Source organism: Streptomyces sp. NRRL B-3229, assembly GCF_000719505.1.
In the GTDB taxonomy this organism is placed as follows: Bacteria; Actinomycetota; Actinomycetes; order Streptomycetales; family Streptomycetaceae; genus Streptomyces; species Streptomyces griseorubiginosus.
Genome location: NZ_JOGP01000007.1, coordinates 334,994 through 349,222 on the forward strand (window position 1 = coordinate 334,994; position 14,229 = coordinate 349,222).

Here is a 14,229-nt window from a genome sequence, read left to right on the forward strand (position 1 = left end):
CCAGCCGACACTCCTTGCCTGAGTCAACCGAGTCGGTCAGGGTCCGTGCTCCGCCACCACCGCCCGGGTGCGCTCCTCGTCCAGCTGGTACACCGTCTCGTGCGCCCGCGGGTCCCGCGCGTGGAAGGTGTGGAACATCGGGCTCGCCGGCCCGCCCAGCTCCACCAGCGAGGCGGAGGCGCCGCGTACCGCGCGCTCGGTGCCGTACGGCGTCGTCAGGTCGATCCGGTTGACCACCCCCGGCGTCACCCATACGGGCACGGACTCCAGCATCCCGAAGAGCTGGAGGTGGTAGTGCCCGGTGAGGACCACCCGTACGTCACTGCCCCGGATCGCCGCCGCCAGCTCCCCGGGATCGAGCAGCCCGAAGACCTGCTGGGTGACGGACAGGCCGAGGCTGATGGGCGGGTGGTGGAACGCGAGGACCGTGCCGTGCTCGGCCGGGGTGCTCAACACCTGCCGCAGCCAGTTCAGTTGAGCGGGGCTGATCCGGCCGTACACCTTTCCCGGCACCAGCGAGTCGAGGGTGACGAACCGGTGACCGCCGACCGTGCTCACCGCGGCCCGTTCCGCCGCGTCGGTCTCCAGCACGCACTCGGGCTCGGCATGCCCGCTGCCCAGCACCTTGCCGAAGGCCTCGCGCTCGTCGTGGTTGCCGGTGGTGTAGAAGACGGGGGCGTTCCGGAGCCGGGCGAACTCCCCGACCAGCTCCCGCACCGCCGTGTACGCCTCCACGTCCCCCTGGTCGGCGATGTCCCCGGTCACGACGACCGCGTCGACGTCCCGCAGGTGCCACAGCTCGGCGAGCATCAGCCGCAGGGATTCGGTGGCGTTGACGCCGTTCCTGTTCGGAGCGTCGGTGCGCTCCACATGGGTGTCCGAGAGCTGAAGGATCCGCATGTCCCTTGACGCTAGCGGGAGTTCCGGTCCCGCGTCAGTGCGCCGGTCGCCACATGGTCGTTTGAGGACGAGGCCCTTCGGGCCGACGGGGGCTGGGGGCGCAGCCCCCAGGAACGGCAGCCCCCACCGACCCGCAGAGACGAACCGAACCGTCAGCTCAGCGACTTCAGCGCCACCGCGTCATACGGCTGAAGCTCGTCGAACCGACCGGCCAGCACCTTCGCCGCCCACTCCGGGTCCTGAAGCAGCGCACGCCCCACGGCCACCATGTCGTACTCCTCGCGCTCCAGCGCATCGAGGAGGTCGTCGATCCCCTTGACCGGCGACCCCTCCCCCACGAACCCACGGATGAAGTCGCCGTCGAGCCCGACCGACCCGACCGTGATCGTCGTCTTTCCAGTCAGCTTCTTCGTCCAGCCGGCCAGGTTGAGGTCGGATCCGTCGAACTCCGGCAGCCAGTAGCGGCGGGTGGAGGCGTGGAAGGCGTCCACCCCCGCGGAGGCCAGCGGCGTGAGGATCGCCTCCAGTTCCTCCGGCGTCTGAGCGAGCCGCGCCTGGTACGCCTCCTGCTTCCACTGCGAGTACCGGAAGATGATCGGGAACTCCGGCGACACCGTCTCCCGTACGGCCGCCACGATCTCCGCCGCGAACTTCGTACGGGCGACCGGGTCACCGCCGTAGGAGTCGCCGCGCCGGTTGGTGCCCGCCCACAGGAACTGGTCGAGGAGGTAGCCGTGGGCGCCGTGCAGCTCCACACCGTCGAAGCCGATGCGCTCGGCGGCGGCCGCGGCCTGGGCGAACGCGCCGATGACGTCGTCCAGGTCGAGCTGGGTCATGGCCTTGCCGGTGGGCTCGTCGGCGCCGATGCGCAGACCGGAGGGACCGACCGCGGGGGCGTCGGCGTAGGGCGCCTGGCCCTGCTCACGCACCATGCCGATGTGCCACAGCTGCGGGACGATGGTGCCGCCGGCCGCGTGCACCTGCTCGGCGACCTTCGCCCAGCCGGCCAGCTGCTCCTCACCGTGGAACCGCGGGACGCGGTCGCTGTTCCCGGCCGACTCGTGGCCGACGTAGGTGCCCTCGGTGACGATGAGACCGACTCCGGCGGCGGCGCGGCGTGAGTAGTACGACGCCACGTCCTCGCCGGGGATGCCGCCCGGGGAGAACATGCGGGTCATGGGCGCCATGGCGATGCGGTTCGGGACGGTCAGACCGTTGATGTGGACCGGGCGGGCGAGGATCTCGGCGGCGCGGGAGGTGGACGAGGCGGGGGAGGCGGTCACGAGGCGATACTCCTTGGTATGTGCATGTACATATACGCTACCAAGGCGCCCTGCACGACAGAAGCCCGCCCCACGACGTGGGACGGGCTTCACATGGAGCGCCGGGCAGGCCTTGCACCTGCATTTCCCCGCAGGAAGCGGGGCGTCTTTCCTTGGACCACCAACGCGTAGTCGACCGACGGGAGTTCACGTCGGGCGGCTCGTGATCAACTATAGCGCAAGAAAAGACCGGGGGCGGCCACCCCCTGTTCCCAGGAAGTGCCGCCCCCGGCAAGACCGTTGATCAACCGTCAGGCCTCGCGGCCCGGGGGTGATCAGAAGTCCATGTCACCGCCCGGCATGCCGCCACCGGCGGGCGCGGCGGCCTTCTCCGGCTTGTCGGCGATGACGGCCTCGGTGGTGAGGAACAGCGCGGCGATGGAGGCGGCGTTCTGCAGGGCAGAGCGGGTCACCTTCGCCGGGTCGATGATGCCCTCGGCGATCATGTCGACGTACTCACCGGTCGCGGCGTTCAGGCCGTGGCCGACGGTGAGGTTGCGGACCTTCTCGACGACGACGCCACCCTCGAGACCACCGTTGACGGCGATCTGCTTGAGCGGGGCCTCCAGGGCGAGCTTCACGGCGTTGGCGCCGGTCGCCTCGTCACCCTCGAGCTCCAGCTTCTCGAAGACCTGGGAGGCCTGGAGCAGGGCCACGCCACCACCGGCGACAATGCCCTCCTCGACGGCCGCCTTCGCGTTGCGAACGGCGTCCTCGATGCGGTGCTTGCGCTCCTTGAGCTCGACCTCGGTCGCGGCACCGGCCTTGATGACGGCGACGCCACCGGCGAGCTTGGCCAGGCGCTCCTGGAGCTTCTCGCGGTCGTAGTCCGAGTCGCTGTTCTCGATCTCGGCGCGGATCTGGTTCACACGGCCGTTGACCTGGTCCGAGGAACCGGCACCGTCGACGATGGTGGTCTCGTCCTTGGTGATGACGACCTTGCGGGCGCGGCCCAGGAGGTCCAGGGTCGCGTTCTCCAGCTTGAGGCCGACCTCCTCGGAGATGACCTCGCCGCCCGTGAGGATGGCGATGTCGCCGAGCATGGCCTTGCGGCGGTCACCGAAGCCCGGGGCCTTGACGGCGACGGACTTGAAGGTGCCGCGGATCTTGTTGACGACCAGGGTCGACAGGGCCTCGCCCTCGACGTCCTCGGCGATGATCAGCAGCGGCTTGCCCGACTGCATGACCTTCTCCAGGAGCGGGAGCAGGTCCTTGACGGAGCCGATCTTGGAGTTGGCGATGAGGATGTAGGGGTCGTCGAGCGACGCCTCCATGCGCTCCATGTCGGTGGCGAAGTACGCCGAGATGTAGCCCTTGTCGAAGCGCATACCCTCGGTGAGCTCCAGCTCCAGACCGAAGGTCTGGGACTCCTCGACGGTGATGACGCCTTCCTTGCCGACCTTGTCCATGGCCTCGGCGATGAGCTCGCCGATCTGGGTGTCGGCGGCGGAGATGGAGGCCGTGGAAGCGATCTGCTCCTTGGTCTCGACGTCCTTGGCCTGCTCGAGGAGAGCGGCGGAGACGGCCTCGACGGCCTTCTCGATACCGCGCTTGAGGGCCATGGGGTTGGCGCCGGCGGCTACGTTGCGCAGGCCCTCCTTGACCAGGGCCTGGGCGAGCACGGTCGCGGTGGTCGTACCGTCACCGGCGACGTCGTCCGTCTTCTTGGCGACTTCCTTGACCAGCTCGGCGCCGATCTTCTCGTACGGGTCCTCGAGCTCGATCTCCTTGGCGATGGAGACACCATCGTTGGTGATCGTGGGGGCGCCCCACTTCTTCTCGAGGACGACGTTGCGGCCCTTGGGGCCGAGCGTCACCTTGACGGCGTCCGCGAGCTGGTTCATGCCGCGCTCGAGGCCGCGCCGCGCCTCCTCGTCGAACGCGATGATCTTGGCCATGTGAAGTGGTCCCTCCAGGACTGGGGGTGATTCCTTCGGACCGCGCCCGCGCCCGCGACGGACGGCTCGCACACCTCGTGGGTTCCTTCCCCACCCGGCCTGCGGGCCTCACCGACCCGGTCCTTCGTTGTCACTCTCACCTTCAGAGTGCTAACGCCAATGATTAGCACTCGGCATGGTCGAGTGCAAGCGCCTCTCGTGGATCGGGCAGGGTCCGGGACGGGGTTGCGGGCGCGTGACGGGGACATGCCGGGACTCGTGACGAGGCATGACGAAGGGCCCGTACCCATGACTCCCCATGGGGTACGAGCCCTTCGTTCAAGAAAAGAAGAACGACGCTGTTGTTACCCGGCGCGTGCTTCAGCCAGTCGCGAGACGGACCATGTCCGCCTGCGGCCCCTTCTGACCCTGCGAGATCTCGAACTCGACCCGCTGGCCCTCTTCAAGGGTGCGGTAACCGTCCATCTGGATCGCGCTGTAGTGGACGAATACATCCGCACCACCGTCGACCGCGATGAAGCCGTACCCCTTCTCCGCGTTGAACCACTTGACGGTGCCCTGAGCCATGCCTAACTCCCCTATTACTGGCCCTTGCACGGATCCGCACTTCGCGGATCCGGGTCAGACCTCACCCCCCACATGGTTGGGGGCGTGCGCCGGAACGCGTCGACCGCGGCTGAATGTATCTGTCCAACTGCCGTCTGCAACAGGTCAATCGGACGAGAATTCTGGACGGAAGGGGTCCGGAATGTAGTGAGAATTCGCCCGAATTCGGGGCAAGTCGGGCCCCATAAAGGGCGCATAAGCCGCATAAAGTGCACACACTTTGGCTACTTCTCATCGCATGTGGAGCGAGAACTCATATGCGTACGGCAAGGAGAAAGACCCTGGTTCCCCAACTGTACCGCGCTCAACCATAGAGAATTGCCCCCTCCGCTTCTCTCACGGAGGGGGCAATCAGTTGAACACTCGGTAATTACTGTTACCGAAGGTAATGACCAGTCATACGGTCACGGTCGCGATCGGGGTCACGCTCACCCGCCGGCGACCGCCGGGATGATCGAGACTCCCGCCCCGTCGGGCGTCGCCGTCTCCAGCCCCTGCTCGAACCGCACGTCGTCGTCATTCACGTACACATTGACGAACCGGCGCAGCTTGCCCTGGTCGTCGAGAACGCGCGCGGCGATACCGGTGTGGTTCTTCTCCAGATCCGCGATGACCTCGGCGAGGGTCCCGCCCTCGGCCTGCACCTCGGCCTGGCCGCCGGTGTAGGTGCGCAGGATGGTGGGGATGCGGACGTTGACGCTCATGCGAGGCCAGCCTCTCGGAAAGAGTCGAGGTTCGGACGAATCGTGGCGGTGAGTCCGGTACCGGCCACCGCGTCCAGGGTCTTGAGACCGTCGCCGGTGTTCAGCACCACCGTGGTCTTCGCCGGGTCGAGGACACCGTTCTCGATCAGCTTGCGGGCCACACCCACGGTCACGCCACCCGCGGTCTCCGCGAAGATGCCCTCGGTCCGCGCCAGCAGCTTGATCGCGTCCACGACCTGCTCGTCGTTCACGTCCTCCACGGCACCCCCCGTACGACGGGCGATGTCCAGCACGTACGGCCCGTCCGCCGGGTTCCCGATGGCGAGGGACTTGGCGATGGTGTTCGGCTTCTGCGGCCGTACGACGTCGTGCCCCGCCTTGTACGCGACGGAGACCGGGCTGCACCCCTCCGCCTGCGCACCGAAGATCTTGTACGGCTTGTCCTCGACGAGCCCGAGCTTGATCAGCTCCTGGAGTCCCTTGTCGATCTTCGTGAGCTGGGAGCCGGACGCGATCGGCACGACCAGCTGGTCGGGGAGCTTCCAGCCGAGCTGCTCGCAGATCTCGTACGCCAGCGTCTTGGAGCCCTCGGCGTAGTACGGCCGCAGGTTGACGTTCACGAAGCCCCAGCCCTCGCCGGCCGGGTCGCCGATCAGCTCGGAGCAGAAGCGGTTCACGTCGTCGTAGTTGCCCTCGATGCCGACGAGCTCGCCGCCGTAGATCGCGGCCATGACGACCTTGCCCTGCTCCAGGTCGTGCGGGATGAACACGCACGAGCGGAAGCCGGCCCGGGCGGCGGCGGCACCGACCGCACCGGCGAGGTTGCCGGTCGAGGAGCAGGAGAGAGTGGTGAAGCCGAACGCGCGCGCCGCCTCCAGGGCCTGCGCGACGACGCGGTCCTTGAAGGAGTGCGTCGGGTTGCCGGAGTCGTCCTTGATGTACAGGCCGCCGGTGACCCCGAGCTCGCGGGCGAGGTTGTCGGCCTTCACGAGGGGGGTCCAGCCGGGGTTGATGTTGGGCTTGTCCGCCACGTCCGCGGGGACGGGCAGCAGCGGGGCGTAACGCCAGATGTTCGCGGGTCCCGCCTCGATCCGCTTGCGGAGCTCCTCGGTTTCGTAGGCCGAGTAGTCGTACGCGATCTCGAGCGGGCCGAAACACTCCTCGCAGGCGAAGACCGGGCCGAGCGGCACGCGGTGACCGCACTCGCGGCAGCTCAGTGCCGCGGCGGGACCCAGGTCGACGGAGTTCGTGGTGCTTGCAACAGTCTGCGCAGCCATGGAGGCGAGGCCCTTTCTCCTCATCTTCCTCACGACGCGTTTCGCCGTGAGACGGATTTGGCACCTTCCCTAGCCGGGAGCCTCGCGAAATGATCAACGGTGATCTACGAGAACCGACTGGAGGGTTGCCGGGGCTTCATCGGGCCGTATCCCTCTGCCCCTCTGGATGAGCGGTATGAAGTTGTGGTCGGCGGGCGATCCAGGACATGCGATGGTCACCCGCGTTGTTCAAGACTGTAACCGACAACCAGGACAGTTGAGATAGTCCGTCCGAACCGCGAGACGGATCACCCGGACCACACACGAAGGAGCCGCCTACGTGCTGGAAGAAGTCGAGCGCTGGCTGAGTACCCGCTCCTGGTCGGTGACCGATCGCCCGCTCCACCAGATCATGGCCGCCAAGCAGCGCACCGGGCAGACGGTCAGTGTCGTGCTGCCCGCGCTCAACGAGGAGGAGACGGTCGGTGACATCGTCTCCGTGATACGTCACGACCTGGTGCGGCAGGTTCCGCTCGTCGACGAGATCGTCGTCGTCGACTCGGGGTCGACCGACCGCACCTCCGAGGTCGCCGCCGCGGCCGGCGCCACCGTGGTGCACCGCGACGAGATCCTGCCCAGGCTGCCCGCTCTCCCGGGCAAGGGCGAGGTCCTGTGGCGCTCCCTGCTGGTCACCCGCGGGGACATCGTCTGCTTCATCGACGCCGACCTGAAGGAGTTCTCCTCGGACTTCGTCCTGGGCATCGTCGGCCCGCTGCTCACCGAACCCGGGGTCGACCTGGTCAAGGGCATGTACGACCGTCCTCTGGGCGGCGCGGCCGGTCAGGGCGGCCGGGTCACCGAGCTCATGGCGCGCCCGCTGCTGAACATGCACTGGCCGCAGCTGGCCGGCTTCGTGCAGCCGCTCGGCGGCGAGTACGCGGCCCGCCGCAGCCTCCTGGAGCAGCTGCCGTTCCCCGTGGGCTACGGCGTCGAGCTGGGCATGCTGGTCGACGCGCTGCACCTGGTGGGCCTGGACGCCCTCGCCCAGGTCGACGTCGGCGTCCGCAAGCACCGCCACCAGGACGGCCAGGCCCTGGGCCGCATGTCGGCGGCGATCTACCGCACGGCCCAGCTCCGCCTGGCCCGCGGCCACCTGATCCGCCCGTCCCTCACGCAGTTCGAACGGGGGCAGGAGGGCTTCGAGCCCCGCACCTACTCGGTCGACACGGAGGAACGCCCGCCGATGACGGAAATCCCGGAGTACATGAAGAGAAAGGCTGCGTAGATCTACTCAGGGGCGCGGGGAACTGCGCGACCAGCCCCCACCGTCCCGCGGCCGAAGACGAGACGGGAACGTTTGAGCGGTTCGACACTGGGCTAGATGTCGAGGCATGGCTCCCTCGCACAACGCCCAGGTACTGGTCGCATCCAACCGAGGCCCCGTCTCGTACGAGCTCCAGGAGAACGGCGAACTCACAGCGAAGCGTGGCGGCGGCGGCCTGGTCTCCGGCCTGTCCGCGATCGGCCCCGACGCCGGCGCCCTGTGGGTGTGCTCGGCGCTCTCCGACGGCGACCGCGAGGCCGTGGCGCAGGGCGTCGGCGAGGACGGCGTGCGGATGCTCGCCATCCCCGCCGACGTGCACGCGGACGCGTACAACGGCGTCGCCAACTCGGTGCTGTGGTTCGTCCACCACCTGCTGTACCAGACCCCGCTGGAGCCGGTCTTCGACGCGGAGTTCCGGCGCCAGTGGGCGTCGTACGAGACGTACAACCGCGCCTTCGCCGAGGCGCTGGCGGAGGAGGCGGCCGAGGGGGCGGCGGTCCTGGTGCAGGACTACCACCTGTGTCTGGTGCCGGGGATGCTCCGCGAACTCCGCCCGGACCTGCGGATCAGCCATTTCTCGCACACGCCGTGGGCGCCGGTGGACTACTTCCGGATGCTGCCGGACGACATCGCGGCGCAGCTCCTGCGCGGCATGCTCGGCGCCGACCGGCTCGGTTTCCTCACCCGCAGGTGGGCGGACGCCTTCACGGCCTGCGCCACGGAGTGCGCGGGCGGGCTCGGGGACACGCAGGTCGGGGTGCACGGGCTGGGCGCTGACGCGGACTTCCTGCGCGAGCGGTCGCACGCGGCCGATGTCGAGGAGCGCATCGTCGGTCTGCGCGAGGAGATCGGCGCGGGCCGGAAGACGATCGTGCGGGTGGACCGGACCGAGCTGTCCAAGAACATCGTGCGCGGGCTGCTGGCCTACCGGCGGCTGCTGGAGTCGCGGCCCGAGTGGCGGGAGCGGGTCGTGCACGTGGCGTTCGCGTACCCGTCCCGGCAGGACCTCGCGGTGTACCGGGACTACACGGCCGAGGTGCAGCGGGTCGCCGACGAGATCAACGACGCGTTCGGCACACCGGGCTGGACGCCGGTCGTGCTGCACGTCAAGGACGACTTCGCCCGCTCGCTCGCCGCGTACCGGCTGGCCGACGTGGCGCTGGTCAACCCGATCCGGGACGGTATGAACCTGGTCGCGAAGGAGGTGCCGGTGGTCTCCGACGAGGGGTGTGCGCTGGTGCTGTCACGGGAGGCCGGGGCGTACGAGGAGCTGGGCGAGGACGCGATCACGGTCAACCCGTACGACGTCGAACAGACGGCGGCGGCCCTGCACGAGGCGTTGACGCTGCCGCCGCACGACCGCGCCGAACGCGCGAAGCGGCTGGCCGCGGCGGCCACGGCCCTGCCTCCGGCCCAGTGGTTCCTGGACCAGCTGAACGCGCTGAAGGCACTGGACGCATGAGCCTTCCCACGCCCGGCACCCCCGCCGGCCACGACGGTCTCCAGGCACTCCTCTCGCACCCGCGCGGAGCGGTGATCGGGCTGGACTTCGACGGGACGCTCGCGCCGATCGTGGCGGATCCGGAGCGGGCGCGGGCCCATCCGGAGGCGGTGTCGGTGCTCGCCGCGCTGGCCCCGAAGGTGGCCTCGGTGGCGGTGATCACCGGCCGCCCGGCCGAGGTCGCGGTCCGCTACGGCGGCTTCGCGGGCGTCGCCGGTCTGGAGCACCTGACCGTCCTCGGCCACTACGGCGCGGAGCGCTGGGACGCGGCGACGGGCGAGGTCACGGCGCCGGAACCGCACCCGGGTGTGGCGGCGGTCGGCGCGGAGCTGCCCGCCCTCCTCGACGGCACCGGCGCCTGGATCGAGGAGAAGGGCGGCCGGGCGGTGGCCGTCCACACCCGCCGGGCCCCGGATCCGCAGGCAGCGTTCGACGCGCTCCGCACCCCCCTCACCGACCTGGCGGTCCGGCACGGCCTGATCGTCGAACCCGGCCGACTGGTCCTGGAACTGCGGCCGCCGGGCATGGACAAGGGCGTGGCCCTTCAGACCCACGTCCGCGAGCTGTCCGCCACGTCCGTCCTCTACGCCGGCGACGACCTCGGCGACCTCCCGGCCTTCTCCACGGTCGAGAGCCTCCGCACCACCGGAACCCCCGGCCTCCTGGTGTGCAGCGGCAGCGACGAGGTCACGGAGCTGCGCAAACGCGCCGACCTGGTGGTGGACGGCCCGGACGGCGTGGTGACCCTGCTGCGCACGCTGGCCGAACACCTCACCTGACCGGACGGCCCACCGCGTCCTCCCGGCCCGCCCGCCGCCGGCGGCTACCGCTCGGAGCGCCGCGCCTCCCGTACCCGGCGCAGTCTGTTCACCGTCACCGGGTCGTGGGCCAGGGCGCGTTCGTCGTCCAGCAGGGCGTTGAGGAGCTGGTAGTAGCGGACCGGCGCCAGGCCCAGCTCCTCGCGTATCGCGCGCTCCTTCGCGCCGGGGCCGGAAAAGCCGCGGCGCTCCAGGGCGAGGACGTCCCGCTCCCTGCGGTCCAGCTCCGGATGCTCCATGCCGAAAACGGTAGCCCCCGCCACTGACAACACGACTGCGCCACCGACAACGCGACTATTCGGCGTTCTGCGCGACCGACAACGCGACTACTCGGCGTTCTGCGCGGTCAGCTGAAGCGCCCGCAGCACCTCTTCGGGGCTCCCGCCGGAGCTCACCGCCGATCCGATCCGCTTCTTCACCGCCGCGCTCACCGACGCCCAGGACGTCTTGCCCACCGGCGGCAGTTCGGCGGTGGGCAGCGCGTCGAGGAAGGGCTTGAGGTCGGCGTCCCGGGAGGCCCGGCTCATCGTCGTGGACGCGGAGTTGGTCACCGGCAGCAGGTCGTACTCCCGCGAGAACGCGAGCACGTTCTTCTCGCTGTACACGAAGTCGAGGAAGTCCCCCACCTGCTCGGCGTGGCCGTTCTGCTTGAAGGCCGTCATCCAGTCGGCGACGCCCATGGAGTTCTTGGTCGGCCCACCCGCCCCCGGCATGGGCACCATCCCGAACTTCACGCCCTTGTCGGCGGCGATCTTCATAAGCGAGGGATGCCCGTTGAGCATGCCGACGTCTCCCGCGGCGAACGCCGAGAACGCGGCGGCCCGGTTGAGCTTCGCCGGAGCGACGGGCCCGGTCAGCCCCCTGCCCACGAGGTCGTCCTTGAGCCAGTTCATCGTCGTGACGTTCTCGTCGGAGTCGATGCCGTACGTGCCGACGGAGTCGATGTACCCGCCGCCCCCGCTGAGCAGCCACTGCATGGTCTCGGCCTGTGCCTCCTCCGGGCCGAGCGGCAGCGCGTACGGGTACTTCACCCCGTCCGCCTTGAGCGCCTCGGCGTCGGCGGCCAGCTGCTTCCACGTCTTGGGCGGGGTGAGCCCGGCGTCGGCGAAGAGGGTCTTGTTGTAGAAGAGGAGCCGGGTGGACGCGGCGAACGGCATCCCGTACTGCATCCCGTTGATCCGCCCCGCGGCACCGAGCTGCGCGACGAAGTCGGCCTGCTCGCGGATCCCGATCAGGTCGTCGGCCTTGTAGAGCAGCCCCTTGTCCGCGTAGTCGGCGTACGAGCCGATCTGCGCCATGTCGGGCGCCTCCCCGGCGGCGACGAGTTCCTTGACCTTGCGGTCGACGTCGGTCCACGAGTACACGCTGACGTCGATCCTCACGCCGGAGTGCTTCGCCTCGTACTCCTTGACGAGCTTGTCCCAGTACTTCCGGGAGCTGTTGGCGGCGCTGTCGCCGTAGTCGGCGGCGACCAGTCTCAGCGTCACCTCGTCCGATCCGCCGCCCAGGCCGCAGCCGCTCAGAGCGGCCGTCATACCCAGTGCGGACACCGCCGCGATCGTTCCCGTCCTACGCCGCCGCACCGACAACCGCCCCACACTCACGTTCGAAACTTTCGAAAAGTCATACATATCTCTGCCCTAAGGTCTACACCACGTAAGTGGACTAGACCTCTTGCGGGTCGAAGGGCCACACTGTCCCCCGTGAGACATGTCATCGCCCTCGACGTGGGCGGCACCGGGATGAAGGCGGCCTTGGTCGGCGCGGGCGGCGAACTGCTGCACCAGGCCCGCCGGGCGACCGGCCGCGAGCGCGGACCGGACGCGGTCGTCGAAGGCATCCTCGACTTCGCCGCCGAGCTGCGCGCGTACGGCACCGAGCACCTCGGCGCCCCCGCGCTCGCGGCCGGCGTCGCCGTCCCCGGCATCGTCGACGAGCAGCACGGCGTCGCCGCCTACGCCGCCAACCTGGGCTGGCGGGACGTCCCCCTGCGGGCGCTGCTCACCGACCGCCTCGGCGGCGCCCCGGTGGCCCTCGGCCACGACGTCCGCACCGGCGGTCTCGCGGAGGGCCGCATCGGAGCCGGCCGGGGCACCGACCGCTACCTCTTCGTCGCCCTGGGCACCGGCATCGCGGGCGCGATCGGCATCGCAGGCCGGGTGGAAGCGGGCGCACACGGCTTCGCGGGCGAGATCGGCCACGTCGTCGTACGGCCCGGGGGCACGCCCTGCCCCTGCGGCCAGCGGGGCTGCCTGGAGCGGTACGCCTCCGCGGCGGCGGTCAGCGAGACCTGGGCCGCGGTCACCGGGAACCCGGAGGCGGACGCGGCGGACTGCGCGAGGGCCGTGGACGCCGACGACCCGAAGGCCCGGGAGGTCTGGCAGCACGCCGTGGACACCCTGGCCGACGGCCTGATCACCGCCCTCACCCTCCTGGACCCCCGCACCCTGATCATCGGTGGCGGCCTGGCGGAGGCGGGAGAAACCTTGTTCACACCGCTGAGGGAGGCGGTGCGAAGCCGGATCACCTTCCAGAAGCCCCCGACCATCGTCCCGGCGGCCCTGGGCGACACGGCGGGCTGCTTGGGCGCGGGCCTACTGGCCTGGGATCTCCTCGACACGACCGACGGTACGGAGGCAACGAGCTGATGGCAGCCCACCCAGGGGCGCGGGGAACTGCGCGACCAGCCACAACGCACCCGCACCCCGCCACGGCCAATACCCCCCTCGTCCTGTCCGGCGCAACGGTCGCCCTCCCCACAGGACCGGTCAAGAACGGCCAGGTAGTCATCGAGGGCACCCGCATCACCGCCACAGCCCCGGAAAACGCCCAGGTACTCGACGTCAAGAACCATTGGCTGGTTCCCGGCTTCGTAGACCTCCACAACCACGGCGGCGGCGGAGCCTCCTTCACCTCGGGCACCCCCGAGGAGATCCTCAAGGGAATCCACACCCACCGGGTCCACGGCACCACCACCCTCGTCGCCTCCACCGTCACCGGCGACATGGACTTCCTCGCCCAGCGGGCCGGTCTCCTCTCCGAACTCGCCGAGCAGGGTGACCTCGCCGGCATCCACTTCGAGGGCCCGTTCATCTCCCCCTGCCGCAAGGGCGCCCACTCCGAGGCTCTCCTGCGCCACCCCGACCCCGCGGAGGTCCGCAAGCTGATCGACGCGGGGCGCGGACAGGCCAGGATGCTCACCCTCGCCACCGAACTCCCCGGCGGCCTCGATTCCGTGCGGCTGCTCGCCGAGCACGGCGTCATCGCGGCGATCGGCCACACGGACGCGACCTACGAGCAGACGGTCGAGGCGATCGAGGCGGGCGCGACCGTGGCGACGCACCTCTTCAACGCGATGCCGCCCCTGGGCCACCGTGAGCCGGGCCCGATCGCCGCCCTGCTGGAGGACGAGCGGATCACGGTCGAGCTGATCAACGACGGCACGCATCTGCACCCGGCCGCGCTGCAACTGGCGTTCCGTCACGCGCGTTCGGCACGGGTGGCGTTCATCACGGACGCCATGGACGCGGCCGGGTTCGGCGACGGCCGGTACATGCTCGGCCCCCTGGAGGTCGAGGTCAGCGAAGGTGTCGCCCGCCTGGTGGAGGGCGGTTCGATCGCCGGCTCGACGCTCACCCTGGACCGCGCGTTCAAGCGGGCGGTGACCGTCGACGGCCTCCCCGTCGAGGACGTGGTCGCGGCGATCTCCGCCAACCCGGCCCGGCTGCTGGGGATGTCCGACCGCGTCGGCTCCCTGGAACCCGGCAAGGACGCCGACCTGGTCCTTCTCGACGACCGGTTCGACCTCAAGGGAGTCATGCGCCGGGGAGAATGGGTGGTCGATCCCCAACTGGGGTGATGTCTCCCGCTGTTGGGGCCGGGTAAGCCCTGGGAGACTGG

At 69.7% G+C, this 14,229-nt stretch carries 13 protein-coding genes and 1 riboswitch; of the genes, 5 read left to right on the forward strand and 8 right to left on the reverse strand.

The window, feature by feature from the left end; translation table 11 throughout:
• Positions 1 to 36 precede the first annotated feature (36 nt).
• The 6 genes from IF54_RS0113405 to thrC all read right to left on the reverse strand — a co-directional run bounded on the left by IF54_RS0113405 (position 37) and on the right by thrC (position 6,707).
• Positions 37 to 900, reverse strand: coding sequence for a metallophosphoesterase family protein (locus IF54_RS0113405; protein ID WP_030317961.1), 864 nt, complete (start codon positions 898 to 900; stop codon positions 37 to 39).
• Positions 901 to 1,052: 152 nt separating this feature from the next.
• On the reverse strand, positions 1,053 to 2,183 hold the full coding sequence (locus tag IF54_RS0113410; RefSeq protein ID WP_030317968.1) for an NADH:flavin oxidoreductase: 1,131 nt from the start codon (positions 2,181 to 2,183) through the stop codon (positions 1,053 to 1,055).
• Between the two features lie 314 nt (positions 2,184 to 2,497).
• Entirely contained in the window at positions 2,498 to 4,120 is a 1,623-nt protein-coding gene (groL, locus tag IF54_RS0113415) for a chaperonin GroEL (RefSeq protein ID WP_020140084.1), read from the reverse strand.
• Positions 4,121 to 4,480: 360 nt separating this feature from the next.
• Complete coding sequence (locus IF54_RS0113420) at positions 4,481 to 4,687, reverse strand: cold-shock protein (protein ID WP_007382895.1); 207 nt, start codon at positions 4,685 to 4,687, stop codon at positions 4,481 to 4,483.
• Positions 4,688 to 5,154: 467 nt separating this feature from the next.
• Entirely contained in the window at positions 5,155 to 5,430 is a 276-nt protein-coding gene (locus IF54_RS0113425; protein WP_020122860.1) for a MoaD/ThiS family protein, read from the reverse strand.
• Complete coding sequence (gene thrC / locus IF54_RS0113430) at positions 5,427 to 6,707, reverse strand: threonine synthase (RefSeq protein WP_030317972.1); 1,281 nt, start codon at positions 6,705 to 6,707, stop codon at positions 5,427 to 5,429. Before thrC ends, IF54_RS0113425 begins: the two co-directional genes overlap by 4 nt.
• Before the next feature lie 17 nt (positions 6,708 to 6,724).
• A riboswitch (SAM riboswitch) is annotated at positions 6,725 to 6,880 on the reverse strand.
• A gap of 146 nt (positions 6,881 to 7,026) precedes the next feature.
• Between thrC and IF54_RS0113435 the strand changes: the two genes are divergently transcribed.
• The 3 genes from IF54_RS0113435 to otsB all read left to right on the forward strand — a co-directional run bounded on the left by IF54_RS0113435 (position 7,027) and on the right by otsB (position 10,290).
• The gene (locus IF54_RS0113435; protein ID WP_030317973.1) at positions 7,027 to 7,971 is read left to right on the forward strand and encodes a glucosyl-3-phosphoglycerate synthase; all 945 of its coding nucleotides are present in this window, start codon (positions 7,027 to 7,029) and stop codon (positions 7,969 to 7,971) included.
• A gap of 106 nt (positions 7,972 to 8,077) precedes the next feature.
• Positions 8,078 to 9,472, forward strand: a complete 1,395-nt coding sequence (locus tag IF54_RS0113440; protein ID WP_030317975.1) for an alpha,alpha-trehalose-phosphate synthase (UDP-forming) — start codon at positions 8,078 to 8,080, stop codon at positions 9,470 to 9,472.
• Complete coding sequence (otsB, locus tag IF54_RS0113445) at positions 9,469 to 10,290, forward strand: trehalose-phosphatase (RefSeq protein ID WP_030317978.1); 822 nt, start codon at positions 9,469 to 9,471, stop codon at positions 10,288 to 10,290. The genes IF54_RS0113440 and otsB overlap by 4 nt, the downstream gene beginning before the upstream one ends.
• A 44-nt stretch (positions 10,291 to 10,334) precedes the next feature.
• On the opposite strand, the gene IF54_RS0113450 is transcribed toward otsB, so the two are convergent.
• On the reverse strand, positions 10,335 to 10,568 hold the full coding sequence (locus IF54_RS0113450) for a DUF3263 domain-containing protein (protein ID WP_020140090.1): 234 nt from the start codon (positions 10,566 to 10,568) through the stop codon (positions 10,335 to 10,337).
• A gap of 87 nt (positions 10,569 to 10,655) precedes the next feature.
• Entirely contained in the window at positions 10,656 to 11,864 is a 1,209-nt protein-coding gene (locus IF54_RS0113455; RefSeq protein WP_107047826.1) for an extracellular solute-binding protein, read from the reverse strand.
• 168 nt (positions 11,865 to 12,032) lie between these two features.
• On the opposite strand from IF54_RS0113455, the gene IF54_RS0113460 reads away from it, so the two are divergent.
• On the forward strand, positions 12,033 to 12,977 hold the full coding sequence (locus tag IF54_RS0113460) for an ROK family protein (protein WP_030317986.1): 945 nt from the start codon (positions 12,033 to 12,035) through the stop codon (positions 12,975 to 12,977).
• On the forward strand, positions 12,977 to 14,188 hold the full coding sequence (nagA, locus tag IF54_RS0113465; RefSeq protein ID WP_030317989.1) for an N-acetylglucosamine-6-phosphate deacetylase: 1,212 nt from the start codon (positions 12,977 to 12,979) through the stop codon (positions 14,186 to 14,188). The genes IF54_RS0113460 and nagA overlap by 1 nt, the downstream gene beginning before the upstream one ends.
• The last annotated feature ends 41 nt before the right edge of the window (positions 14,189 to 14,229 follow it).

Bases quoted from the DNA above. Each gene is read 5' to 3' on its own strand.
- IF54_RS0113405 (WP_030317961.1), bottom strand. From the start codon at position 900: ATGCGGATCCTTCAGCTCTCGGACACCCATGTGGAGCGCACCGACGCT.
- groL (WP_020140084.1), bottom strand. From the start codon at position 4,120: ATGGCCAAGATCATCGCGTTCGACGAGGAGGCGCGGCGCGGCCTCGAG.
- IF54_RS0113420 (WP_007382895.1), bottom strand. From the start codon at position 4,687: ATGGCTCAGGGCACCGTCAAGTGGTTCAACGCGGAGAAGGGGTACGGC.
- IF54_RS0113425 (WP_020122860.1), bottom strand. From the start codon at position 5,430: ATGAGCGTCAACGTCCGCATCCCCACCATCCTGCGCACCTACACCGGC.
- thrC (WP_030317972.1), bottom strand. From the start codon at position 6,707: ATGGCTGCGCAGACTGTTGCAAGCACCACGAACTCCGTCGACCTGGGT.
- IF54_RS0113440 (WP_030317975.1), top strand. From the start codon at position 8,078: ATGGCTCCCTCGCACAACGCCCAGGTACTGGTCGCATCCAACCGAGGC.
- otsB (WP_030317978.1), top strand. From the start codon at position 9,469: ATGAGCCTTCCCACGCCCGGCACCCCCGCCGGCCACGACGGTCTCCAG.
- IF54_RS0113450 (WP_020140090.1), bottom strand. From the start codon at position 10,568: ATGGAGCATCCGGAGCTGGACCGCAGGGAGCGGGACGTCCTCGCCCTG.
- IF54_RS0113455 (WP_107047826.1), bottom strand. From the start codon at position 11,864: ATGACGGCCGCTCTGAGCGGCTGCGGCCTGGGCGGCGGATCGGACGAG.
- nagA (WP_030317989.1), top strand. From the start codon at position 12,977: ATGGCAGCCCACCCAGGGGCGCGGGGAACTGCGCGACCAGCCACAACG.